Raw genomic sequence first — 20,126 nt, forward strand, 5'->3', positions numbered from 1 at the left:
TCTGTCCAAGACCTGATTGACCGCCTCGACCTTGAATTCTTCGGTGTATCTCTGCGCACTCATCGCAACTCCTGTCTAACCTCTAGTTTGAGGCTCACAGGTGTCTACTGGCAGCGGGGCGATTCAGTGCGAGTGCGCTTGAGATACGCCTGCGCTGCGATTGCGCCGTTCAGGTAGGTACGGTTTTTGGTGAGCGTGCCTGCGTCGGACGACGTGGGCGCCGGGCTCGGTGGTGGTGCTGGTGGAGATGGGTACGACGCGGGTCGCGTCTCGTCTGCAATAGGCATAGGAGCCTCCGTGAGTATTGATTGGAGGTCCGCCTTCTCGTCGCCAGACGAAGGTGGCGGGCCTGACGGCGGGGCTGGCGAACCGGTACTCACGGCAACCGGCAGACCCGAAGGTCTCCCCACCCGGCCCGCCATAGGAGGCATGCGCGAGTGTGCGCGAGCGTATCCGCCAAGCGGACGCTCGTTGTGAGTATGTCGAATCGCCAGACCCGGCTGCCGTTGGTGCGGCAGCGCGTGAATTATAGCGATGCGGCCGGCGCCAAAAGTTGGATTCTTGATTCGCCGGCAGCGACGGTCGGAAGGTCTCGCTCCAGCCACAAACAGTGGCGCTTCACCCTGAGAGAGTCGAACGCGAGCGTCAAACACTGGCGTTTCACTGTTTGAGGGTCGGGCGTCAGTGTCAAAGCGTCGAATTCGACTCTCTGAGGGTCGCGCTTCACGCTCCAACACTCGAACGGCGTGCGCGGGCTTGCCCGCCCCATGTGCGAGCGGTTTCCGTCAAATGTTGTGTACAGCATTGCGATACGCCGCAGCGGTAGCCACCCTCACCGGGTTGTGCCGATCGGCATGACGTTGATATCCGCTTTAGAAGGAACGCAATGTCTCAGAACTTGATCTCGTTTCAACCCAGCGCCACCGACCTGACCGCCATTGACGGTGCGCTGAAGACGCTGGAAGAGAAGCTCGTCGGCCTGATCGGCCTGTCAGTCGAGCAGCGCAGCACGCTCATGAAGATGGGCGACAAATCCGAAGCGTTCTGCCGCCAGGCCGTGGAGCTGCTGAGCAACAACCCCAGCGTGCTTCCTGCCAATTTCAACCTGCAGGAAATGCGACGTGACCTGGTGGGCTTCGACACCCTGCGCCCTCGCCTCGCCCGCGTGGAGAAGTTGCTGGAACGGATGCAGGATTCGCAACTGGCGATGGGCAGTGACCTGATGACGGCCGCGCTGGAGGGTTACACGTACCTGAAGGTGGCGGGTAAGGGCGAAGGGTTGGAATCGGCGCGACGGACGTTGTCAGCGCGTTTTAGTCGGGGGCCGCGGAAGACGGTGGAGGAGGTGGCTGGGGAGTGAGTGAGGGGCTGCTGATGGTGGCCTAGATGTGGGAAAGCCCGCGACGCTGAGAGGCTCGCGGGCTTTTTGTTGGGCACTGCTTGGCAAACTGACCGGATAACTTGGTTCCCGAAGAGCGAAACTCTCTGGGCGTACCAGGAGGTCAGCTAGAGCTTGGCTTATCAGCGTCCAGCGCACGTTGTCGCTCACGCAGCTCGTGATACGTCTCCTTCAGTAACTGGGAGCCGCGTTTCGAATAGATGTTGCATATCTGCTCAGCGTCGTCATGCCATCCCGCATCGGCCAATTTGGTAACGCATCGAATTACATCCTGTGGGGGAAAATCTGGTACGAAGCTAGAGAGAGCTGCTCGGAAAACGGCCGCAACTTCTTGCGGATTTCTGTCCGCCAATCTTGCCAAGTTCTCAACTAGGACGGGACCGTTATATTTGACATGAGCATGCGCTGCGGCGGCGGCCCAAACTTCGGCCAGGGGCTGCGTGAGGTCATCGATGAACGGAGCCAACTGGTTGAGCGCTGACTGAAGGTCGGGTGCTGTCGTTCCACTCTGTGTGATTTGTTCAGCGATCCTTTTCCAGAACGCCAATACCTTCGACGAATATTGGGAAGCGCCGTCCTTCGATCTCATTGTCCAGAAGAACCAGCACAGCTTCGATAGCTCCTTGACCTTCAAGTTGGTGATGAGTTCTGTAAGCAAGCCGCCATCATTGAATTCATCTTTGCTTTCCAGATAGGCGAGCCCCAAAAACTGGAGCGCCCGGTCAGCGACTTGATCAGGTAGTCCCTCCGTGTAGACCATCCTTCTTAAATGGCCCCCATCAACGAGTTTCGCGAACAGCCAGTCGTATAGATAATGCTGATACGCGAATCCTTGTGCTGTACAACGCCATGCCGTATCGCTTGAAATCGAAAACAGGCGATCAAAGTTCTTTGTCGTCCAGACCGGGTTCAGGTAGTGCAAGTTCGCGCAATATATCCCGCACAGCGTGGCAAATTCGGCATTCCGACCGGCATTGCTGCTCACGAGTTCAGCATCAAACAACGGTTCGATCTTTGCCCAGATCGCTCCTGACGCTTGCCCATGTGCGGCTTCGTCGCGCCGCATCGCAAGTGCAGTAAGAATGAGCGCTTCCAAGGCGCGGCCTCGCGGTGAATTTATCGCTTGCGAAACCGCATCGCTTGAATCGCCTGCCTCTTTTGGGCTGGTGGAGGCCAAAACCGTTTTGAGAATTTCAACGCACTGATTGCGTAGCCCCGGAGCGACTCGACGCTCTTTGTTGGATGCGGCCTTAATGAGGTCTGCAATATCCCCTAGAACCCATTTCACCGAAGGCTCCCACGCTTCCGGTTGCTCGGCATCCATATCGATCTTGAACGACGGAGAGGAGGTGATGGACTGCACAAGAGACAACGTAGCAGCCCAATCTATCTGCCGTTTGTCATTAGTCAGTCGTTCTATCAATCCCCTCAATAGACCGTGTTGGTAGGGCCGCCCTACATCCGTAAACAGCGGGATTCGGCTTGCAAATCCATCCTCGCTAGCCCGTACAGCCTCTGACAGCGCCGACGCGAGACCGCGATATGTTGGGCCTTCTAACATGCGGCCTTCCGGCACAAACTCTCGGAGCAGCTTCAGCAGCTCGTCATTCGACATTCCAACCAGCGCGTCGGACTCGACAGGGCTGTGGTCGCCCACCCAGCCACTTGTTGTGTATGAATGAAAGTCCGGATGTTCTCGAACAGGGCCCCAACGTTCTACCAATGCCGAGTATTTTTTATCGACCTCCGGGTCTCCCAAGCCATACGCCGGATGCAGTAGGTCACGGCGATGAGATTCATCCCACTCCTGCTGTCGTGATGGGTCGCTCCAGTCGCCTTGGACGTTGTCCACTATGGCCAGATATTGAGACCTTTCGGAGGTCGAAAACCTGGTGAAGGCTTTCTTAATGAGCCAGAAGAGTTCATGCCAATAGGCGAGATTGAGAAACCAGTCGGGCTTGGCAGACTCCCAGAAAAGTACTCCGGTGTGGCCATAGTCCTCGCCGCACGCGTAGATGCCGATACGTACTAGCGTCGGGTACGGCGACTCAAGGAGACCCCTAACCGCCTTGAGGGATTCGGCCCGGTTGGTGCTCAGTGCTCCGAGCGTTGCGTCCCGGATTGCGTCGACCAGCACCGTCCGGAAGCTATCTTTATGAGCATCCTGCGTGTGCTCTTCAATTGCAGACCGCCATAGATAAGAATACCGGTCTTCGTCAGGGTGGCCGATACAGTCAGCAAAGCGCCGCGAGAGCATTTCAACGGCTGCCGGTCCGCACCGCTCACCAAGCTTGCGCGCTGCCCCTTTAAGCACCTCACCCAGGTGGAAACTGTCGAGGACTCCAGTCTTGTCCGTCATGCCTTTTCCTCCGGGAGTTTCAGCGTCAGCAGCGCATCAGCCAACAATAGTGCGAGCCCCCAATGGTCGGGCTGAGAACTATCCAGAAGGCGCGGCAGGAGCTTTTGGCCCAGGTCCATCCCCACCATGTTGGTGTCAAATTTTCCGGTCAACCAAGACCGCGTCATAGTGATGTCGGATTCGGTAATTACCTCAAGCGGCAACTGAGACAAGATAGTTGCTAAGGACCACCAGGTTCTCCAGTTATCCAATCCTCGGATTTGTGCATCGGCAGAAACGCTGCGGACAATGTCAGCCACGCGCGCGGCGTACTCACCAGAGACCAGTCCTGCAATGACCTCTAGGTAGCGCAATGCCGGCCATCCATCGGCTTGGTACATCGTGCCGTGATCAGTCTCAACGACCCTCACGCCAGGGCTATGTTCAGCGTTGAAGTATCCGGCGGCGTCCAGGTCGTTGAACCACGCGACCTCCTTCAACGAATTAATGAGATAGGCCGCAAGTTCGGGATGCTTTTGTACAAGACGCATCGCAGCCCCCCGGTTATCTGGAGTTGGCTTCGTAACGCATCTGTCTAGACGAGCCTGAAGATCCAGAATGGTGGGGTCGCGGACATCTAGCTCTGTGCTCCAAGCCTTAAAGACTTCGACCAGTTCCTGATAGCCTTTCGAATCGATGCAGTACGGAATGACTTGCACGCCGCACTGGTCCCGGAAAAAGTGCGTCATGAATTCGGTCTGCACTGACTCGGTCGTGCGATGAGCGTACAGAAGGAAGTGGCGCTCTTTCGCCGCTCCCTTTGTCAGCGATTCGTTCGAGCGAACAATGTGGTCCAGCACTTCGAGCTCGGCGAGGCCATACCCAACAAACAATACTGTGTAGTTCCGGAACATGTCCGAGAGAAACGATTGCACTCTCTCGTCTGCGTAGTGGGAGATGTAATCCTTCAGGGACACCACCATCGAGCTTGGTTCCAAGTAGGAGCCGTGAAGATGGATTACAGCGCCTCGCTCCGTCAGCCGGTCAGGGGTCAGGTGTTCGCGAAGATAATACTTGGGCCGTCTTTTTGGCCCTTCCACCGGAGTTGATTCACTTTCCGTCGCTGGCTCTGTAGCAAGTTCGTCAAGTCCTGCATCATCGAGCCATTTGTCGTAGTTGGTGGTTACGAAAACTGGTCGGAAGCTAGAAAGGAGTTCGTATAGTTCAGCGCCAGCCGCGTCAGGTTTTGGCGGGTGAAGGATTTTGTCGTAATCAATGAATACTCCATGCTCTTTCGCGAGAGTCAATGCAATTGACAAGGTGCGTCGCGCATCTCCCAGCCCTCGCAGTTGCTCTGCTTCAAGAAAGGTGAGCTTGCTAGCCTTCGCCAGCGCATTTACCACTTGGTTCGCAAAGCCGCGCCAGTCAGGACTGCCACACAGCATGGATGCGCCTGCACCGACGAAGATGACAAGCTCGCCGTGCTTTGCGGCGTCTTGAATAATTTGGTTCAGCTTATACGCGCCGTTCGCCGTCATTCGTACGTCTCAGCTCTAACAGTGATGGGGCCCCATGACGCTCATCATTCAGTGCGACAGGATTAACAGTGCTCTCAATGGGAGTGCCTGAGACCACCGGCCCAGAGGAGAACAAACGCGCCGGACAACCTCGGACAAAAAAAAGCCGGAAACCATTGTTTTATATGGGTTTCCGGCTTCCTCTGGAATTTATTGAAGTTGTATTTGGTGGACCGAAGGAGGATCGAACTCCCGACCTCCGCATTGCGAACGCGGCGCTCTCCCAGCTGAGCTATCGGCCCGTGGAAAATGAGTCTACCCGAACTCCCCGGGCCCTTTCAATCGGGGGTTTAACCCCCGTTTTCCATGCCCGGATTGCTATCCATGCCCACAATGCGCGGCGTGTTCAGCGGCCTGGCGGTCACTTCGCGCTGGTCGCGCAGCCAGTCGGCCAGCACGTCCCACACGGGGCGCCCACCGGCCTTGCGGGCTTCGGGCGATACGGCGGCCCAGCCGGCCACTTTGTAGCGGCGGTCGGCGTCGATGGGCTTGCCGCTTCCCGGCCCCAGGCGCATGTCGGTAATGCGCTGGCCCATCGGCTTGGTGGGGTCGATGGTGTAGCGCAGGCCGCCGGTGCGCACCATGTCACCGCCCTGTTGGTAGTACGGGTCTGGGTTGAACAGGTTGTCGGCCACGTCTTCCAGCACGGTCTTGATGGTGGCGCCCGTCATCTCGGTCAGCGTGGTGGCCGGGTAGGTGATGGCGGTCTGGGCCATCAGCGCTTCCATGGTCAGGGCCTCGCCGGGCAGCAGGGTGGTGCCCCAGCGGAAGCCGGGCGAGAAGGCAATCTCGGCGCCCTGTGCGTGCATCAGGCCATCAACGATGAGCTGGTCGAACGTGCCGTTGAAGTTGCCGCGCCGGTACAGCAGGCCGCGGTTGGTGGCCAGCGTTTCGCCCAGCTTGTCTTTGTACGGCGCACGCACGCGGTCAATCAGCGCGGTCATGGCCGGGTCGGGCGGCAGCAGATCGGCAAACACGGGCAGCAACGTATAGCGGATGTCGCGCACGGTGCCGCCGCGCACATCCAGATCGAGCACGCCGACAAACTTGCCGTTGGCGCCTGCGTTGGTGACGAGCGTCACGCCGCCCGGGTTGCTGACCTTGACGGGCGCGGGCACGGCGTCGTGCGTGTGGCCGCCCAGGATGGCGTCCAACCCGCGCACGCGCGAGGCGAGCTTCAGGTCCACATCCATACCGTTGTGGGACAGCAGCACGACCACCTTGGCGCCCTTGCCGCGCGCCTCGTCAATCATCTTCTGCAGCCGTTCTTCCTGAATGCCGAACGTCCAGTCGGGCGTGAAATCGGCCGGGTGCGCGATGGGCGTGTACGGAAACGCCTGCCCGATGATGGCGACCGGCACGCCGTTCAGCTCGCGCAGCACGTACGGGTCGAACACCGGATCACCAAAGTCGGCGGTCTGGATGTTCTGCGCAACAAAAGCGACCTTGTTCTTGAAGTCGTGATCGACCACGTGGCGCACGCGGTCGGCGCCGTAGGTCATCTCCCAGTGCGGGGTCATGACGTCCACGCCCAGCGCAAGGGCCGCGTCGACCATGTCTTGGCCGTTGGTCCACAGCGCGGTGGCGGAGCCCTGCCAGGTGTCGCCGCCGTCCAGCAGCAGCGCATTGGGGCGCGTAGCGCGCAGGCGCTTGACGAGCGTGGCCAAGTGCGCGAAGCCGCCCATGCGGCCGTAGCGGCGGGCGGCCTCGGTAAAGTCGAGCGCGGTGAAGGCGTGCGCAGCGCGCGAACCCGGCGCAATGCCGTAACGCTTGAGCAGCGCGTGCCCGACCAGATGCGGCGGCTGCCCGGCCCATTGCGCCACGCCCAGGTTGACGCTGGGCTCGCGGTATTCGATGGGCAGCAACTGCGCGTGGCAGTCGGTGAAGTGCAGCAGGTGGACGTTGCCAAAGCGCGGCACGTCGTAGCTGAACGTATCGGCGTGGGCGTCGGTCAGGCGCAGGCCGGCGGCTGCGGCAATCGCCAGGGCTTGAACGAATTCGCGGCGGTTCATTGTTTGGGGCTGTTTGCGTAGCGGGCCAGGTCGGCTACGTCGTCTTCGAGCATCTCGCCGACTTCCTTGCGCACTACGCGGCCTTTGGCGTCGAGCACGAGCAGTTCGGGCAGGCCCTTGCGCGGGCCGGTGGCGGCGCACAGCGCGTCGGTTTCCTTCGCTACGGGCAAGGTGAAGTTGCGCTTGGCGACGTAATCCTTCGCGAGCTGCGGGTTGGCGTCGATGCTGATGGTGAGGATGCGCAGGTCGGTGCCGCGCGTGGCGTCGTAGAGCTTTTGCAGGCGCGGGTTCTGCAGCGCGCAGAACGGGCACCACGATGCCCACGTGGCGATGATGACGGGGTGCCCGCGCCACGCATCGCCCGGCACGCGTGTGCCGTCGAGCAACTGCACGTCGGGCAGCGCCACCACATCGCCCACTTCGACGGCCTGCGCGGTGCTTGCGGCAAACACCATCGCCGCTGCTGCCCACATCAGGAACCGTCGAAGCGTACGCATGGCGTTACTGGTTCACAGGCGATGCGGGATCGAACAACAGCGCCATCACATCGCGTATCTGCTGCTCGGTCAGGATGCCCTTGTGCCCGAAGCGCGGCATGTTGGAGCACGCCGCATACGCGTTGGAGTTGTAGATCTTGCCCCACGTGTAGCGCAGGATCGCTTCGGAATCCCCGCGCAACTTGCCGTACTGATACAGCGACGGGCCGATGGTGCCGTACGACACCTCGTCTTTCGACAGGCGGTGGCACGCGTAGCAATTGGCGCCGTTCGCGCCGCCGGCCGGGTCGGAGAACTGCATGCCGCGGCCGCTCTGCGCGGTCTTCTCGCCTGCCTTCCAGTCGCCCAGCCACTTGTCGTCTGCGGGGTAATGGATGGTCTTGAGCTGTGCGTCTTCCAGCTTCTTGGCCACCGCAGCGGGCACGGCGTTGCGGTCGGCAAACTGGCTGCAGATCTTCTGCACGTCGTCGCGCTCGGTCACGCCTTCCACCGTGGCCGGGCCCTTGGAGACAAAGCTCTCGTGGATGACCTTGGCGAGTGCTGCGTCAGCCTTGGCATCGGGCTTGGGCGGGGTGACGGCCTTGGCGGGTGCCGCATCGGCGGCATGGGCAGCGCCTGCAACGAGGGCCAGGGCGATGAGGGTCAGTCGGATCATGTGCGGCATGGTCGGCCTCATCGTTTGATGGACGGCGCGTCCATCTTGCCGCCGTTGGCGTTGCGGGCGAGGAACATCTCCAGCGCGGTGATCACCTCGCTGCCGTAAAGCGGTTCCGGAAAGCGCTGTTGGCGCAGGCAGTCGTACAGGCGGTGCTGCATCGTGCGTACCTCGCCCTGCGAGACGCGATAACCCGGCCACGTGGAATACGCAAAGCGCGCGCCGTCGGCGGTCAGCAGGTCGGGCAGGTCTTGCAGGCGGATGCGCAAACCCGGCTGGGCATGGCACGTGGCGCAGGCAAAGTCATACGCGCCGCCACGGTAGAAGAACATGCGGCGGCCGAGTTCGTACACGCGCTTTTCTTCGGGATGGGCGAGCGGAATGTCGATGGCCGCGCCGCGCGATTCCGAAGCCACGTACGCGATCAGCCGTTCAATGTCCGACGCCTTGCCCGGCGACGAGAACGGGCGGGCTGATGCCTCTTCCTTGGTCAGCCCCTGCAGCGTCATGCGGCAATACATGAGGCGCTGTTCGGCGTCCATCACGCGGCCGGTGTCTTTGAAGAAGCGCGGCAGCTTGGCGTAGGCGCCCTTCACCACGCCGGGGCCGAGGCCCAGGTCGCACGCTTCAAGCGAGGCCTGCTTGGGGCCGGCGGGCTTCTTCCAGAGTTCTTCGCCGGCGGCTTCCCAGAGTTCGGCCGGGTTGCCGTCGGCCAGCATCTCGCGGTACTGCGCGATGCCGGCGGCGGTGCTGTCCTTGGTGTCCTGGGCGTTGGCGGCCAGCGTCAATCCGCCGGCCAGGGCCACGCCCAGCAACTTCGTCCATGTCTTGTGTTTCACGGTCCCCTCCGTGGGTCGCCTACGGTTTGATATAGGCGAAACCTTCTTCCTGCTGCAAGCGGGTGATTTCCACCACGCCGGCCGGCACCACCTTGGCTTCGAGCAGCAGCTTGTCTTCCGGCACCTTGAAGGCCATCAGCGAGTTGTGGCACACGCGAAACTCCACGCCCATGCTGGCCAGCGCCGCCACCGGCGCATCGAAGGTGCGGCCCTGCGCATCCTTGGCGCCTTCAACGAGAAACTCAATGCCGTGCCCGAACGCCACCACCACGATCTTCGTGCCGGGTGCGCCGTTCAGGTGGTTGCGCAGGTTGCCGATGGCGCGCACGGCCTGGTCGATGCCTTCGCTCAACTGATAGACGACCTTGTAGCGGGCACCGGCGCCGCCAGCGCGCGGGGCGTTCTGGGCAGCGGCCTTGCCAGCCACACCCAAGGCCGCCAGCGCGGCGGTCACACGAAAGAAGCTGCGTCGCATGTGGGCCTCCTGGCGCTTACTGGATCGACGTCTCGTCGGTGCGCTTGTCGCCGTGGTTGTCCACCCACGTGACCGTCACCTTGTCGCCCTTGGCGCCGCCCTTGAACTTGAAATTGAGGAACGGATCCTTCGACACGGCCGGGCCGAACTGTGCGTCGAGCACCGTCTTGCCGCTGTGCAGCACCGTCACGTTGGTGATGTGCCAGGCCGGCACGACCTTGCCGGACGCGTCTTTGCGCTGGCCGGTTTCCATGTCGTGCTTCATCAGGATCTTCACGTCGGTCGTGCCGCCGTTTTCCATCGCGCGAATGCGCATCGGGTCTGCCATGTTGTTCTCCTGATGTTTAACCGCCGCAGCCACCAAGGGTGACCTTCACTTCCTTGCTCGCGAGCACCCATTTGCCGTTGGCGCGCACGGCGGCGTAGACCTGCGAGGTCTCGCCCATCTTTACGCGCGTGCTGACAAACGGGTCGGTGCCGGCCGGAATGGCGAACGTGGCGGCCAGCGTGTTCGGGTTCTTTTCGACCAGGATGGCGATGAGGTCGGTTCCCGGCAGCGTGCTCGTCACGACCAGCGGCACCACGGCGCCGTTCTCGGCAATGTCCGGTGCGGTGAGCTGGATGCCGGCGCCGCCCTTGTCGACAGCGCCGCCGCCCAGTTGCTTGAGCACTTCGTTCACGCCCTTCACGGCGAAGGCGGCCTTGTTCCATTCGGCGGCCTGGGCCGGCGTGGCAATGCCGGCAGACACCAGCAGCGCCATCATGGCGCCGGCGCGCAGCACGTCGCGGCGGCTCAGGTTGATTGCGTCATTCATCGTGCGTTCCTCACTTGGCCGGGGCGCCCGCGAGCACCCAGTCGATCACGGTTTTCAGATCGGCATCGGCAATCTTGGGATTGGCCGGCATCGGGATCTGGCCCCAGTTGCCCATGCCGCCTTCGCGCACCTTCTTGATGAGCTTGGCTTGTGCGCCGGCATCGCCCTTGTATTTGGCGGCAACGTCCTGGTAGGCCGGGCCGACGAGCTTGCGGTCGACGGCGTGGCAGCCCATGCAGGCGTTCTGGTTGGCGATGGACAGGGCGCGGGCAGCATCAACGGCAGCCAGCGCGGGCGTGGCGGACAGCGCCAGGCCGGCCAGCACCGCCGCAGCGGCGAGCGTGGGGGCGAACTTCATGTGGTCTCCAGAAGACGAGGCTGCCCGCATGCGTGTGCGGGCGAAATGGCGGGAATCGGACCCGGTATTGTGCCCGAAACGGGCCAAATCCTATGTCGCGCCCACAGCAAAACGCCCGGTACCTTGGGGCCCGGGCGCTTGTTTGAGCGGGGATGCAGCGATCAGGCCATCGCGCGCCGTGCCGCCAGCCGGCCACCAAACACGTTGAGCAGCAGCCCGGCCATGACCACGGCGCCGCCCAGCCATTGGGCGGGCACCAGGCGCTCGCCAAGCAGCACGGCGGCCGACACCAGCCCCACCACCGGCACCAGCAGCGTGAGCGGCGCGACCTGGCTGGCCGCATAGCGCGCCAGCAGGCGGCTCCACAGGCTGTAGCCGAAGATGGTGGCACCAAAGGACAGGTAGACGATCGCCCCGATGCTCGACGCACTGATGTTCGCCAGGCTATGCGCAATCTGCTCCGGCCCCTCCAGCCAGTAAGACAGCAGGAAGAACGGAACGGGCGGGATGGCCGCGCCCCACACCACCAGGCTCACCACATTTACCGGCCCGACGCGCTTGGTGACGATGTTGCCGCTGGCCCACGAAAACGCCGCGCACAGCGTCAGCAAGAAGCCGGCGGTGGTCATGCCCGTGACCGAGCCGCCACCCGCCATGCCGATGACGGCCAACCCGCCCGCGGCCACCGCCATGCCGGCCAGATGGAACCAGCGGATCGGCTCGCGCAGCACGATGGCGGCAATCGTCAGCGTAAAGAACGCCTGCGATTGCAGCACCAGCGAGGCCAGCCCCGCCGGCATGCCCACGTACATGGCCGAAAACAAGAAGGCGAACTGCCCAAAGCTGATGGTGGCGCCGTAAGCCACCAGCCACTTGAGCGCGATCTTTGGGCGCGGCACGAACAGCACGGCCGGGAACGCGACCAGCGCAAAGCGCAGCGCACCCAGCAGCATGGGCGGCACGCCGTGCAGGCCCACCTTGATGACGACAAAGTTGACGCCCCACACCAGCACAACGGTCAGGGCCAGCAGCAGATCCTTGGGAGACATGATGAGCGGAAGGTTCAGACGGCCGCCCGTGCGGCCACATGACGCACTGTAGGCGCCGGCCGCTGACGCGACTTGCACAATCTTGCGCATTGTTTGTACCGGGCGCCGCGGCCTTACCTTCCTTAACCGAGCATGTCCGACCAGATGGCGCGGCTCCAGCCTTGCGCCAGCTTGCCCTCCGCCGCAGAAGGTGCGTCGGAGAGCCCACCGGCGCCGGGCACCGTCACCATGGTGTGCTCGGCCGCGTCGTAGCGGTGGACGGTTGCCACGTGCATGGCCTCGTCGGGCGTGGCAAAGCTGTAGCAGGTGTTCGTATACAGCGGCGACGCATCGGGCGCGTGCCCGGCCAGCATCGCCACCACGGCGGCAGCGGCCACCTTGCCGTGCTGGTTGGCCATGTGGCCCGACTTGGGCATCAGCGGCGCGGTCTGGATGGCATCGCCAATCACATGCACGCCCGGCGCCACCTTCGATTCAAACGAGAGGAAATCCACTTCGCACCAGCGCCCATTGGCCGTCGCCAACCCGGCCTGCACGGCAATTGCCCCGGCGCGCTGTGGTGGGATCAGGTTGACGACATCGGCCTGCACGTCGTCCTGCACATCGAACTTGAGCACGCGGCCCGTGGCATCGATGTCGACGGCGTTGTATTGCGGGCGATATTCAATGTGCTGCGGATAGCGCTCGGCCCACACGCGCTTGAACAGCGCGCCCTTGGAGGTGACGTCGTCGTTGGCATCGAGGATGAGCACGCGCGAATCGGGCTTGGCGCGCTGCAGCCAATGGGCGATGAGGCACGCGCGCTCGTACGGCGCGGGCGGGCAGCGGTATGGCGCCAGCGGAATGCTGATCGCCACCGTGCCGCCGTTGGGCATGGCTTCGAGCCGATGGCGCAGCGCCAATGTCTGCATGCCGGCCTTCCAGGCATGCGGCGCTTGCGCGGCGGTGGCCGCATTGGCGAGACCCGGGATGGCGCCCGGCACGAAGTCGATACCGGGCGAGAGAATCAGCCGGTCGTAGTCGAGCGTGCCGCCGCCGGTCAGCCGCACCTGCTTGGCTCCCAGGTCGATGGCCGATGCGCGGTCGCGCACCCACCGCACGCCGTGGCGCTCGACCAGCGCGTCATACGGCACGGTGATCGACGCCATGTCACGGTTGCCCGACAGCACGAGGTTCGACAGCGGGCACGAGACGAACGCGGCGTTCGGCTCAACCAGCGTCACGTCGACATGGCCACCGGAAAACACGCGCACGTACTTGGCCGCCGTTGCGCCGCCATAGCCGCCCCCAACTACGACCACACGCGCATTGCGCGCGCCCGACAACGATGCGCATGCGGCCAGCGGCCCGGCCAACGCGGTTGCCCCAAGCGCGCGCAAGATTGCGCGCCGATCCTTGCGCAGCCATTCACTCATGGCGCCTCCTGTGGTTGGCGCGACAGCCAGCCGGCAATGGCGGCGATCTGCGCATCGTCATAACCGCGGGCGATCTGGCCCATCACCGTGGAAGGGCGCGTGCCGCTGCGGAAGGCCTGCATTGCGTCGATCAGCTCGGCCTGCGAGCGACCGGCCAGCGGTTGCAGCGTCTGCGCGGCCAACTTGGCACCAGGCGCCGTATCGGCGTGATGGCAGCTGGCGCACGTGGCGGCCCAGGTGCGGGCCTGCAGGTTGGAGGGTGGGCGATCGGCCGCATGGGCCGCATGAGCCGTGAGCAGCGCCGCAAGCAACGCTGCGGCGGCAAGGCGGTGGACGACGGGCATCGGGGGGCTGCGAAGTCGCGGAAGCGTCATACGCTAACACGCACCGTCGGCCATGTGCCCAGTGATGCGCGCAGCCAACAAAAAACGCAGCGCGGTGGCTGCGTTTCTTGCATTGCGATGTCGCCGAGACGGCTTACGGCAGTTGCTTGCCCGGCGGCAGCGCGGGCGAGTTGGTCGGCGACACGGTCACGCCAGGCGAGGCCGATGTGACGGGTGCCGGGGCCTGCGTGGCCGTTGGCGTACCCTGCGCCGGCGCCGGCGTGCCTTGCGACGCATCGGGCGCGGTCGACGGGTTGGTCGACGTGGCATTGGCGTCCAGGCGCTTGCGCTCGTCTTCGCTCACATAGTCGAACACCTTCACGACCTTGTTCACGCCGCTCACGGTGCGCACGGCTTCGGTGGCTTTGTTGCCTTCGGCCTCGGTCACCACGCCCATCAGGAAGACGGTCTGCGCTTCGGTGGTCACCTTGATGGAGTTCCAGGGCACGCCTTCGGTGCCGGCCAGCACGCTCTTCACCTTGGTGGTGATGTACGTATCGTTGGTGCGCGAGCCGAATGTGCTCGACTCCGGCGTCACCACGAGCTCGTTGACGACCTCGCGTGCGTTCTGCAGCTTCTGCGCGTATTGGCCGATCTCCTGCTTGGTCTGCTCGGTGCCGGCTTCGCCGGTCAGCAGGACCTTGCGGTTGTAGACCGTCACGTTCACGTGGGCACGGCCGTCGTAGCGCGAGATCAGCGTGTTCTCGGCTTCCATCTGCAGGCCGCGGTCGATGGTCTGGGTGGCGGTCGGGCGGCGGTCGGTGGCAAGCGCCACGCCGCCGGCCACGGCGCCCGCAAACAGCGGGAAGCAGGCGGTCAACTGCGTGGCGGTAACGCCGGCCAGGGCGGCCAGCACGGCGGTGCGCGTGACCGTGCGACGGAAACGGGCAAACGTAGGCGACGAGAGTTTCATGCTGTCCTTGAATGAAGTCCGGATGAAAGAAGAGCGAGGTTTAGGCGTCTGCACCAAAGGCATCGCGCATCCATTCGATACGCGCACCGTCGATGGCGATGACGTCAAAGCGGCAGGCCGGCACATCTTCAACCTGCCGCGCGAGAAAATCTTCAGCCGCGGCAATCAGGCGCCGCTGCTTGGCGGGCGTGACACTCGCCGCCGCCCCGCCGAAGCGCTGCGTGGAGCGCGCCACGCGGGCACGCACCTCAACGAATACCAGGGCGCCGGCCGCATCGCGCATCACCAGATCGATTTCACCGCCCTTGCAGCGATAATTGCGGCTGACCACGGCCAAGCCGCGTGCCTGCAAGTAGCGCAGCGCGCGGTCTTCACCGGCTTCACCGGTGGCGGCTGTGATGGGCTGCGGCGCATGCATTCGCGGTTTGAACCAAGTAACCGAGAGAAGTTCTCGTGAGTGATCCTGACTGGACCCTGCTGGCGCACGACCAGCACTATCCCGCCGGCGCATTATATGTGGTGGCCACCCCCATCGGGAACGCTGCCGACGTGTCGCTGCGGGCGCGTTACGTGCTGGGCATCGTCGATGCGGTGGCCTGCGAAGACACGCGCAACACCGGGCAACTGCTCAATCGGCTGGGGCTGTCGCGGCCGATGCTCGCGGCGCACGAACACAACGAGCGCGAGGCCGCTGCGCGCATCGTCGCGCGCCTCGCACAGGGCGAGCGCATCGCCTATGTGTCCGATGCGGGCACGCCGGGCGTGTCGGACCCGGGCTCGCGCATTGTCGAGGCGGTGCGCGCTGCAGGCCAGCGCGTGATTCCGCTGCCGGGCGCCAGCGCCGTGGTGACGGCGCTGTCCGCCGCCGGGGAACTGCTCGACACGTCCGGTGGGCAATTCACCTTCGTCGGCTTCCTCCCGCCCAAGGCCGGGCAACGCGACGCGGCCATCCGTCAATGGGCGGCGCACGGGCCGGCGTGGGTTCTGTATGAGGCACCGCATCGCATCGAGGCCACGCTCGCCGCGTTGGCAGAACACTTGCCCGCCCGACGCCTCCTGATCGGTCGCGAGTTGACCAAGCTGTTCGAGCAGATCGTCGTGCTGCCTGCTGCGGAGGCACCCGCATGGCTTGCCGCCGATGCGTCGCATGGCAAGGGCGAATTCGTATTGGTGGTGGAAGGCGCAGGCGCGCAAGACGCGGCACCGACGGCCATGGCGGCGGACCAGGTCTTGCGTCTGCTGTTGGCCGAGCTGCCCGCCAAGCGCGCAGCCAAGCTGACTGGAGCGATTACGGGGGCGCCCGTCGACGCGCTATATCAAAGCGCGCTGGCGTTGAAAAACGAGAGGAAGGACTGAGGCAGGAAGGCGGCCGAATCAGCGGCTCAGCGGTGGTGCCTGACGCGACGCTTGACCGCTTTCTTCTTCACCGGTGCCGGTTCATCGCCACCCACATCGGCATCGCCATCGTTGCTGGCAACGTCCGTTTGCGTCAGCTCGGGGCGCAGCGCTTCAACTTCAGCGCGCGAGAGTCGGCGGATTTCCACCTGCGTTGAACCGCGCTTGACGAAGTCGAGCCGCTTGGCAGCGGCGTACGACATGTCGAGGATGCGCTTGCCGTAGTACGGGCCACGATCCGTCACCTTGGCCACGACCACACGATCATTGGCGAGGTTGCGCACGAGCACCCAGCTCTGCAGCGGCAGGGACGGATGCGCCACCGTGAAGGCGTTCATATCGAAGCGCTCGCCACTGGCGGTGCGGCGGCCGTGGAAGCCGCGGCCGTACCACGAGGCCAGGCCGCGCTGCTCAAACGTGCCGAGGTCGGCGCGCAGGCCGGGGCTCGTATCGGTGTTCTCGTCGAGCTTCAGGCTGCTCGAATCCGGCGCGCCGCGGAACGACAGCGTGCCCCAGGCATCGGGGTTGTCGCGCGGGTCGGCCACCTTCAAGGTGGGCGCTGCGGGCTTGCTGGCCTGAAGGCCGGATTGCCCACCCGCGGGCGGCTCGCCAGGAACGGCGGCACAGCCCGCCAGCACCAGCAGCGCGGCGCCATGCGTCAGCCAGGCACGCAGCGTGCGGCCGGCCGAATGGCTGGAATTGAGGTGGGTCAACTTAAGCATGGGCGCGAGTCTAACATGCATGCTTCGATCGATTATTTACATTTCCTATTAAAACGATCACATCATGCTGTCATCTCGCACCAATTTTGTAATATTTTCTTTCTGATGTAACGGCGCACCCCGCGAGCCCAGTGCTGGCGCGCGCTCGGGCCGATACAATCGGGTTATCCCTGCCATGTGCAAATGCGCACAAAAAATCACATGAAAGTCGTTGTCGTTCCCGTTACGCCGTTTGAACAGAACTGCACGCTGCTGATTGGCGACGATGGCACAGCCGCCGTCACCGACCCGGGCGGCGACATCGAACGCATCCTGGCTGCCGCGCAGCAGCACGGCGCACGCATCGAAAAGATCCTGCTCACGCATGGCCACGTCGACCACTGCGCCGCCGCCGATGCGCTGCGCACGCAGCTTGGTGTGCCCATCGAAGGGCCGCAGAAGGACGAGGCGTTCTGGATCGATCAACTGCCGATGCAGAGCCAGCGCTTTGGTTTTCCGCCGGCCAAGGCATTCGTGCCCGACCGCTGGCTGGAAGACGGCGACACCGTGCAAGCCGCCGGCCGCACGCTGCAGGTGTTCCACTGTCCTGGCCACACGCCCGGCCACGTGGTGTTCTTCAGCCCCGAAGACCGCGTCGCCATCGTCGGCGATGTGCTGTTTGCGGGGTCGATCGGCCGCACGGATTTCCCGCGCGGCAACCATGCAGACCTGATCAACGCGATCCGCACGAAGCTCTGGCCGCTGGGCGACGACGTCACGTTTGTGCCGGGCCATGGGCCGGTCTCGACCTTTGGCGATGAGCGCGCGAGCAACCCGTACGTCGCCGATCGCCTGTTTGCCAACGAAGGCTCGGCATGAGCGCAAACACCAACGACAGCGCCAGGGACAGCGCCAACGAGAGCGACGACCCCTTCGCCGACACCGCGCCCGCTGCGCCGGCCGACAAGCCCCGCCGCAAGCGCGGCAACCAGCCGCCCGACACGCGGCCCGAAATCTACGTCAGCACCGACATCGAGGCCGACGGCCCCATCCCCGGACCGCACTCGATGCTGAGCTTTGCCAGCGCAGCGTACCTGGCCGACAAGACGCTCGTCGGCACGTTTGAAGCGAACCTGGAAACGCTGCCCGGCGCAGAAGGCCATCCGATCCAGATGCAATGGTGGAAGACGCAGCCGGAGGCGTGGGCGGCATGCCGCGCCAACCTGGAGGCACCCGAGGTAGCCCTGCCGCGTTACGTGGAATGGGTCGAGAGTCTGCCGGGCAAGCCGGTGTTCGTGGCGTTTCCGGCGGGCTTCGATTTCACGTTCATGTTCTGGTACATGATGCGTTTTGCGGGGCGCTCTCCGTTTGGCTGGGCGGCGCTCGACATCAAGACGCTGGCCTTTGCGCTCACGGGCATGCCGTATCGGCGCAACGTCAAAGCGGCCTTTCCCGAGCACTGGCACGACCCGCTGCCGCACACGCACATCGCGCTGGATGACGCGAAAGAGCAAGGCGGCCTCTTCTGCAACATGCTGGCCGAATTGCGCAAACGCGAAGCCGAGCGCGCCGCCGCACAATTGCCCCACCAATCTGCTCAGGATTGAGCGCCGGACACATCACGCATCTGGCGAAGACCCGCACGCGGTTTGCCTCTTGCCCGCGTGATGCGCGCACCATGCCGCAACGCAACTTGCGGCGCCACAAACCCCCGTCTACGCTGGGCTTGTGCGAGCGACCAGACGACTGCGCCACCCGGCGCCGACAAGCAAAGCCACTCGCATACGCCATTTGCTTGCCGTATCGTTTTCGGGCCGCACGTGCCCCCGACGCCGGTGCGTGCCGGCGTCGGCTATCAGCCAACAACGGGGAGGTACCGCGATGCGATTTTCCCGTGACGCGTTTGACACGCAACACTGGCGAGCGATGACGGAGCGCTTGCATTGGCATCGCAAATCCTCTGCGAAGGCGGTTCCGTTGAGCATGCGTGCGCAGCATCTGCATCACACGCACAGCAACGCGCACCACGACGCAGACGTCATGAAAGTCGCCATGGTCTCGACCGCGGCGGCGCTGGCAGTGGTGCTTGCTGCCCTGCTGGCAGTTGGATTCGGGTCAGAAATGGCCCGATGGATGGGCCTGGAATAAACCGGTGCCCTTGCGCGTCTTGACGGACGCAGCCCCGGCCCTCGCGCAAAGCGAGATACGGCCACCCCTGAACGGCCTGTCCGATGGAAATCGGCAGGCCGTTCAACTTTGGGTGGCGCGGTGAGTTACTTCAGGAACGCCTCAAGCGCTTCGGGCGTGCGACCGATGGTGGCGCGACCGTTGCGAACGAGCACCGGGCGCTGCAGCAGCTTCGGGTGGGCTGCGATGGCCTTGAGCAGCGCGTCGTCTGACGCATCGGCCAGATTGAGCTGCGCGTATTCGTCTTCGTTTTCGCGGATCAGGCTGCGCAGCGGTGTGTCGAGTTGCGCTGCGAGCTGCTTGAGGTCGGCCAGCGTGGGCGGCGTGGTCAGGTATTCGATGACGTCGAGTTGTTCGCCGTTTTTCGCCGCGAAGGATTGGGCTTGTTCGAGCGCAGTGCGGGATTTGGAGCAGCGGGGGTTGTGGTAGATCTGCATGGCTTTTGGGGCTTTGGTGCTGGCTTGATGGGGTGTGCCGCAATCTTAAGGGGTGGCGGTTGGGTGGGGGTTTCGTTGTTGGTGTTGGGGGGATTCGTGCTTTTTTGTTTTTTGTGGTGCATCCATTGTTTCATCCCCTGCCGGGGCTGACTCACTTTCTTTGTCTTGCCAAAGAAAGTAAGCAAAGAAAGGCGCGCCCGAGATGGCAACTTCCCCTTGAATTTATGTCGCAGAGAGGGGAAGGGAAAAAACTCGCTGCGCTCAGACAGTTTCCCTTCCTTTTTCCTCTCTGCAACAGAAATTCAAGGCGCCATCTAGGGCAGGGAAAGTCAAAGGCAACAGACACACCATCTGGGTGCGGGCCCAAACGACAAAGGCCAACCGCGCGATGGGTTGGCCTTTCTCTTTTGACGTTGAGCCCTTGATGGCGCCTTGGATTTTTGTTGCGGGGAGGATCAAGGAAGGAGCCTTGTCTGAGCGCAGCGAGTTTGGCTCCTTCCCCTCCCCGCGACACAAATCCAAGGAGTCTTTCGCCATCTCGGGCGCGCCTTTCTTTTGCTTGGCAGTTTCAAGTAGCAAGTGCAACGCGTTATCTAGGATGTGTTGCATGGGACGAAGCTACGAACACCTGAGCGCCGAGGAGCGAGGCGCGATCTTTGCGATGAAGCTGGAGGAGCGGAG

23 protein-coding genes and 1 tRNA gene are annotated in these 20,126 nt (G+C 63.4%); 6 read left to right on the plus strand and 18 right to left on the minus strand.

The annotated features are described in order from the left end of the window. The first annotated feature begins 886 nt into the window (after positions 1 to 886). Entirely contained in the window at positions 887 to 1,360 is a 474-nt protein-coding gene (locus tag ACU8YE_RS23325) for a hypothetical protein (protein ID WP_446929735.1), read from the plus strand. 142 nt (positions 1,361 to 1,502) lie between these two features. On the opposite strand, the gene ACU8YE_RS23330 is transcribed toward ACU8YE_RS23325, so the two are convergent. The 16 genes from ACU8YE_RS23330 to ACU8YE_RS23405 form a co-directional block, all read right to left on the minus strand. After that, entirely contained in the window at positions 1,503 to 3,758 is a 2,256-nt protein-coding gene (locus ACU8YE_RS23330; protein ID WP_252692352.1) for a hypothetical protein, read from the minus strand. Continuing rightward, on the minus strand, positions 3,755 to 5,275 hold the full coding sequence (locus ACU8YE_RS23335; protein ID WP_446929736.1) for an SIR2 family protein: 1,521 nt from the start codon (positions 5,273 to 5,275) through the stop codon (positions 3,755 to 3,757). The genes ACU8YE_RS23330 and ACU8YE_RS23335 overlap by 4 nt, the downstream gene beginning before the upstream one ends. 205 nt (positions 5,276 to 5,480) lie before the next feature. Continuing rightward, a tRNA-Ala gene (locus ACU8YE_RS23340) sits at positions 5,481 to 5,556 on the minus strand. Between the two features lie 48 nt (positions 5,557 to 5,604). Further along, positions 5,605 to 7,326 (minus strand): thiosulfohydrolase SoxB, encoded by a 1,722-nt coding sequence (soxB, locus tag ACU8YE_RS23345; RefSeq protein ID WP_446929737.1) that lies wholly within the window; start codon positions 7,324 to 7,326, stop codon positions 5,605 to 5,607. Then, a complete protein-coding gene (locus tag ACU8YE_RS23350) occupies positions 7,323 to 7,823 on the minus strand; it encodes a TlpA family protein disulfide reductase (RefSeq protein ID WP_446929738.1) in 501 nt (166 codons plus the stop codon). Before ACU8YE_RS23350 ends, soxB begins: the two co-directional genes overlap by 4 nt. Before the next feature lie 4 nt (positions 7,824 to 7,827). Then, positions 7,828 to 8,478 (minus strand): sulfur oxidation c-type cytochrome SoxX, encoded by a 651-nt coding sequence (gene soxX, locus ACU8YE_RS23355; RefSeq protein WP_260803962.1) that lies wholly within the window; start codon positions 8,476 to 8,478, stop codon positions 7,828 to 7,830. Between the two features lie 17 nt (positions 8,479 to 8,495). Continuing rightward, positions 8,496 to 9,317: a sulfur oxidation c-type cytochrome SoxA gene (gene soxA, locus ACU8YE_RS23360; protein ID WP_260772097.1), complete on the minus strand. Its 822-nt coding sequence runs from the start codon at positions 9,315 to 9,317 to the stop codon at positions 8,496 to 8,498. Positions 9,318 to 9,336: 19 nt separating this feature from the next. Further along, the gene (locus ACU8YE_RS23365) at positions 9,337 to 9,792 is read right to left on the minus strand and encodes a DsrE family protein (protein WP_232041337.1); all 456 of its coding nucleotides are present in this window, start codon (positions 9,790 to 9,792) and stop codon (positions 9,337 to 9,339) included. Positions 9,793 to 9,808: 16 nt separating this feature from the next. Continuing rightward, positions 9,809 to 10,120, minus strand: coding sequence for a thiosulfate oxidation carrier complex protein SoxZ (gene soxZ / locus ACU8YE_RS23370; protein ID WP_024977295.1), 312 nt, complete (start codon positions 10,118 to 10,120; stop codon positions 9,809 to 9,811). A 16-nt stretch (positions 10,121 to 10,136) separates the two neighbouring features. Next, the gene (gene soxY / locus ACU8YE_RS23375) at positions 10,137 to 10,607 is read right to left on the minus strand and encodes a thiosulfate oxidation carrier protein SoxY (protein WP_232041338.1); all 471 of its coding nucleotides are present in this window, start codon (positions 10,605 to 10,607) and stop codon (positions 10,137 to 10,139) included. Positions 10,608 to 10,617: 10 nt separating this feature from the next. After that, positions 10,618 to 10,965: a c-type cytochrome gene (locus ACU8YE_RS23380; protein WP_012436693.1), complete on the minus strand. Its 348-nt coding sequence runs from the start codon at positions 10,963 to 10,965 to the stop codon at positions 10,618 to 10,620. Between the two features lie 161 nt (positions 10,966 to 11,126). Beyond that, positions 11,127 to 12,014 carry an EamA family transporter gene (locus tag ACU8YE_RS23385; protein ID WP_446929742.1) on the minus strand — a complete coding sequence of 296 codons (888 nt, stop codon included), beginning with the start codon at positions 12,012 to 12,014 and terminating at the stop codon, positions 11,127 to 11,129. 122 nt (positions 12,015 to 12,136) lie between these two features. After that, positions 12,137 to 13,429 carry an NAD(P)/FAD-dependent oxidoreductase gene (locus tag ACU8YE_RS23390; RefSeq protein ID WP_446929739.1) on the minus strand — a complete coding sequence of 431 codons (1,293 nt, stop codon included), beginning with the start codon at positions 13,427 to 13,429 and terminating at the stop codon, positions 12,137 to 12,139. Next, the gene (locus ACU8YE_RS23395) at positions 13,426 to 13,773 is read right to left on the minus strand and encodes a c-type cytochrome (RefSeq protein ID WP_232041341.1); all 348 of its coding nucleotides are present in this window, start codon (positions 13,771 to 13,773) and stop codon (positions 13,426 to 13,428) included. The genes ACU8YE_RS23390 and ACU8YE_RS23395 overlap by 4 nt, the downstream gene beginning before the upstream one ends. A 133-nt stretch (positions 13,774 to 13,906) precedes the next feature. Beyond that, positions 13,907 to 14,725, minus strand: a complete 819-nt coding sequence (locus ACU8YE_RS23400; RefSeq protein ID WP_232041342.1) for a BON domain-containing protein — start codon at positions 14,723 to 14,725, stop codon at positions 13,907 to 13,909. Between the two features lie 40 nt (positions 14,726 to 14,765). After that, positions 14,766 to 15,143, minus strand: coding sequence for a YraN family protein (locus ACU8YE_RS23405; protein WP_232041343.1), 378 nt, complete (start codon positions 15,141 to 15,143; stop codon positions 14,766 to 14,768). Between the two features lie 35 nt (positions 15,144 to 15,178). Here ACU8YE_RS23405 and rsmI point away from each other — a divergent pair, with 35 nt between their 5' ends. Then, positions 15,179 to 16,081 carry a 16S rRNA (cytidine(1402)-2'-O)-methyltransferase gene (gene rsmI / locus ACU8YE_RS23410; RefSeq protein WP_232041344.1) on the plus strand — a complete coding sequence of 301 codons (903 nt, stop codon included), beginning with the start codon at positions 15,179 to 15,181 and terminating at the stop codon, positions 16,079 to 16,081. 26 nt (positions 16,082 to 16,107) lie between these two features. Here rsmI and ACU8YE_RS23415 read toward each other — a convergent pair whose 3' ends face one another. Then, entirely contained in the window at positions 16,108 to 16,842 is a 735-nt protein-coding gene (locus tag ACU8YE_RS23415) for a septal ring lytic transglycosylase RlpA family protein (RefSeq protein WP_232041345.1), read from the minus strand. A gap of 201 nt (positions 16,843 to 17,043) precedes the next feature. Here ACU8YE_RS23415 and ACU8YE_RS23420 point away from each other — a divergent pair, with 201 nt between their 5' ends. The 3 genes from ACU8YE_RS23420 (at position 17,044) to ACU8YE_RS23430 (ending at position 18,969) form a co-directional block, all read left to right on the plus strand. After that, positions 17,044 to 17,700 carry an MBL fold metallo-hydrolase gene (locus tag ACU8YE_RS23420; RefSeq protein WP_232041346.1) on the plus strand — a complete coding sequence of 219 codons (657 nt, stop codon included), beginning with the start codon at positions 17,044 to 17,046 and terminating at the stop codon, positions 17,698 to 17,700. Next, the gene (locus ACU8YE_RS23425; RefSeq protein WP_446929740.1) at positions 17,697 to 18,428 is read left to right on the plus strand and encodes an exonuclease; all 732 of its coding nucleotides are present in this window, start codon (positions 17,697 to 17,699) and stop codon (positions 18,426 to 18,428) included. Before ACU8YE_RS23420 ends, ACU8YE_RS23425 begins: the two co-directional genes overlap by 4 nt. Before the next feature lie 274 nt (positions 18,429 to 18,702). Further along, the gene (locus ACU8YE_RS23430; protein WP_313903712.1) at positions 18,703 to 18,969 is read left to right on the plus strand and encodes a hypothetical protein; all 267 of its coding nucleotides are present in this window, start codon (positions 18,703 to 18,705) and stop codon (positions 18,967 to 18,969) included. Positions 18,970 to 19,094: 125 nt separating this feature from the next. Here ACU8YE_RS23430 and arsC read toward each other — a convergent pair whose 3' ends face one another. Beyond that, entirely contained in the window at positions 19,095 to 19,445 is a 351-nt protein-coding gene (arsC, locus tag ACU8YE_RS23435; RefSeq protein ID WP_260803940.1) for an arsenate reductase (glutaredoxin), read from the minus strand. 424 nt (positions 19,446 to 19,869) lie between these two features. Between arsC and ACU8YE_RS23440 the strand changes: the two genes are divergently transcribed. Then, a partial coding sequence (locus tag ACU8YE_RS23440; RefSeq protein ID WP_446929741.1) for a hypothetical protein occupies positions 19,870 to 20,126 on the plus strand: 257 nt, incomplete at its 3' end.

This window comes from Ralstonia sp. VS2407 (genome assembly GCF_052950655.1).

Excerpts from the sequence above, each read along its gene's own strand:
- ACU8YE_RS23385 (WP_446929742.1), bottom strand. The coding sequence starts at position 12,014 with ATGTCTCCCAAGGATCTGCTGCTGGCCCTGACCGTTGTGCTGGTGTGG.
- arsC (WP_260803940.1), bottom strand. The coding sequence starts at position 19,445 with ATGCAGATCTACCACAACCCCCGCTGCTCCAAATCCCGCACTGCGCTC.
- ACU8YE_RS23350 (WP_446929738.1), bottom strand. The coding sequence starts at position 7,823 with ATGCGTACGCTTCGACGGTTCCTGATGTGGGCAGCAGCGGCGATGGTG.
- ACU8YE_RS23335 (WP_446929736.1), bottom strand. The coding sequence starts at position 5,275 with ATGACGGCGAACGGCGCGTATAAGCTGAACCAAATTATTCAAGACGCC.
- ACU8YE_RS23415 (WP_232041345.1), bottom strand. The coding sequence starts at position 16,842 with ATGCTTAAGTTGACCCACCTCAATTCCAGCCATTCGGCCGGCCGCACG.
- ACU8YE_RS23405 (WP_232041343.1), bottom strand. The coding sequence starts at position 15,143 with ATGCATGCGCCGCAGCCCATCACAGCCGCCACCGGTGAAGCCGGTGAA.
- soxX (WP_260803962.1), bottom strand. The coding sequence starts at position 8,478 with ATGATCCGACTGACCCTCATCGCCCTGGCCCTCGTTGCAGGCGCTGCC.
- ACU8YE_RS23430 (WP_313903712.1), top strand. The coding sequence starts at position 18,703 with ATGCGATTTTCCCGTGACGCGTTTGACACGCAACACTGGCGAGCGATG.
- ACU8YE_RS23425 (WP_446929740.1), top strand. The coding sequence starts at position 17,697 with ATGAGCGCAAACACCAACGACAGCGCCAGGGACAGCGCCAACGAGAGC.
- ACU8YE_RS23400 (WP_232041342.1), bottom strand. The coding sequence starts at position 14,725 with ATGAAACTCTCGTCGCCTACGTTTGCCCGTTTCCGTCGCACGGTCACG.
- ACU8YE_RS23420 (WP_232041346.1), top strand. The coding sequence starts at position 17,044 with ATGAAAGTCGTTGTCGTTCCCGTTACGCCGTTTGAACAGAACTGCACG.
- ACU8YE_RS23325 (WP_446929735.1), top strand. The coding sequence starts at position 887 with ATGTCTCAGAACTTGATCTCGTTTCAACCCAGCGCCACCGACCTGACC.
- ACU8YE_RS23330 (WP_252692352.1), bottom strand. The coding sequence starts at position 3,758 with ATGACGGACAAGACTGGAGTCCTCGACAGTTTCCACCTGGGTGAGGTG.
- ACU8YE_RS23365 (WP_232041337.1), bottom strand. The coding sequence starts at position 9,792 with ATGCGACGCAGCTTCTTTCGTGTGACCGCCGCGCTGGCGGCCTTGGGT.
- soxY (WP_232041338.1), bottom strand. The coding sequence starts at position 10,607 with ATGAATGACGCAATCAACCTGAGCCGCCGCGACGTGCTGCGCGCCGGC.
- ACU8YE_RS23390 (WP_446929739.1), bottom strand. The coding sequence starts at position 13,429 with ATGAGTGAATGGCTGCGCAAGGATCGGCGCGCAATCTTGCGCGCGCTT.
- ACU8YE_RS23395 (WP_232041341.1), bottom strand. The coding sequence starts at position 13,773 with ATGCCCGTCGTCCACCGCCTTGCCGCCGCAGCGTTGCTTGCGGCGCTG.
- soxZ (WP_024977295.1), bottom strand. The coding sequence starts at position 10,120 with ATGGCAGACCCGATGCGCATTCGCGCGATGGAAAACGGCGGCACGACC.
- soxB (WP_446929737.1), bottom strand. The coding sequence starts at position 7,326 with ATGAACCGCCGCGAATTCGTTCAAGCCCTGGCGATTGCCGCAGCCGCC.
- ACU8YE_RS23380 (WP_012436693.1), bottom strand. The coding sequence starts at position 10,965 with ATGAAGTTCGCCCCCACGCTCGCCGCTGCGGCGGTGCTGGCCGGCCTG.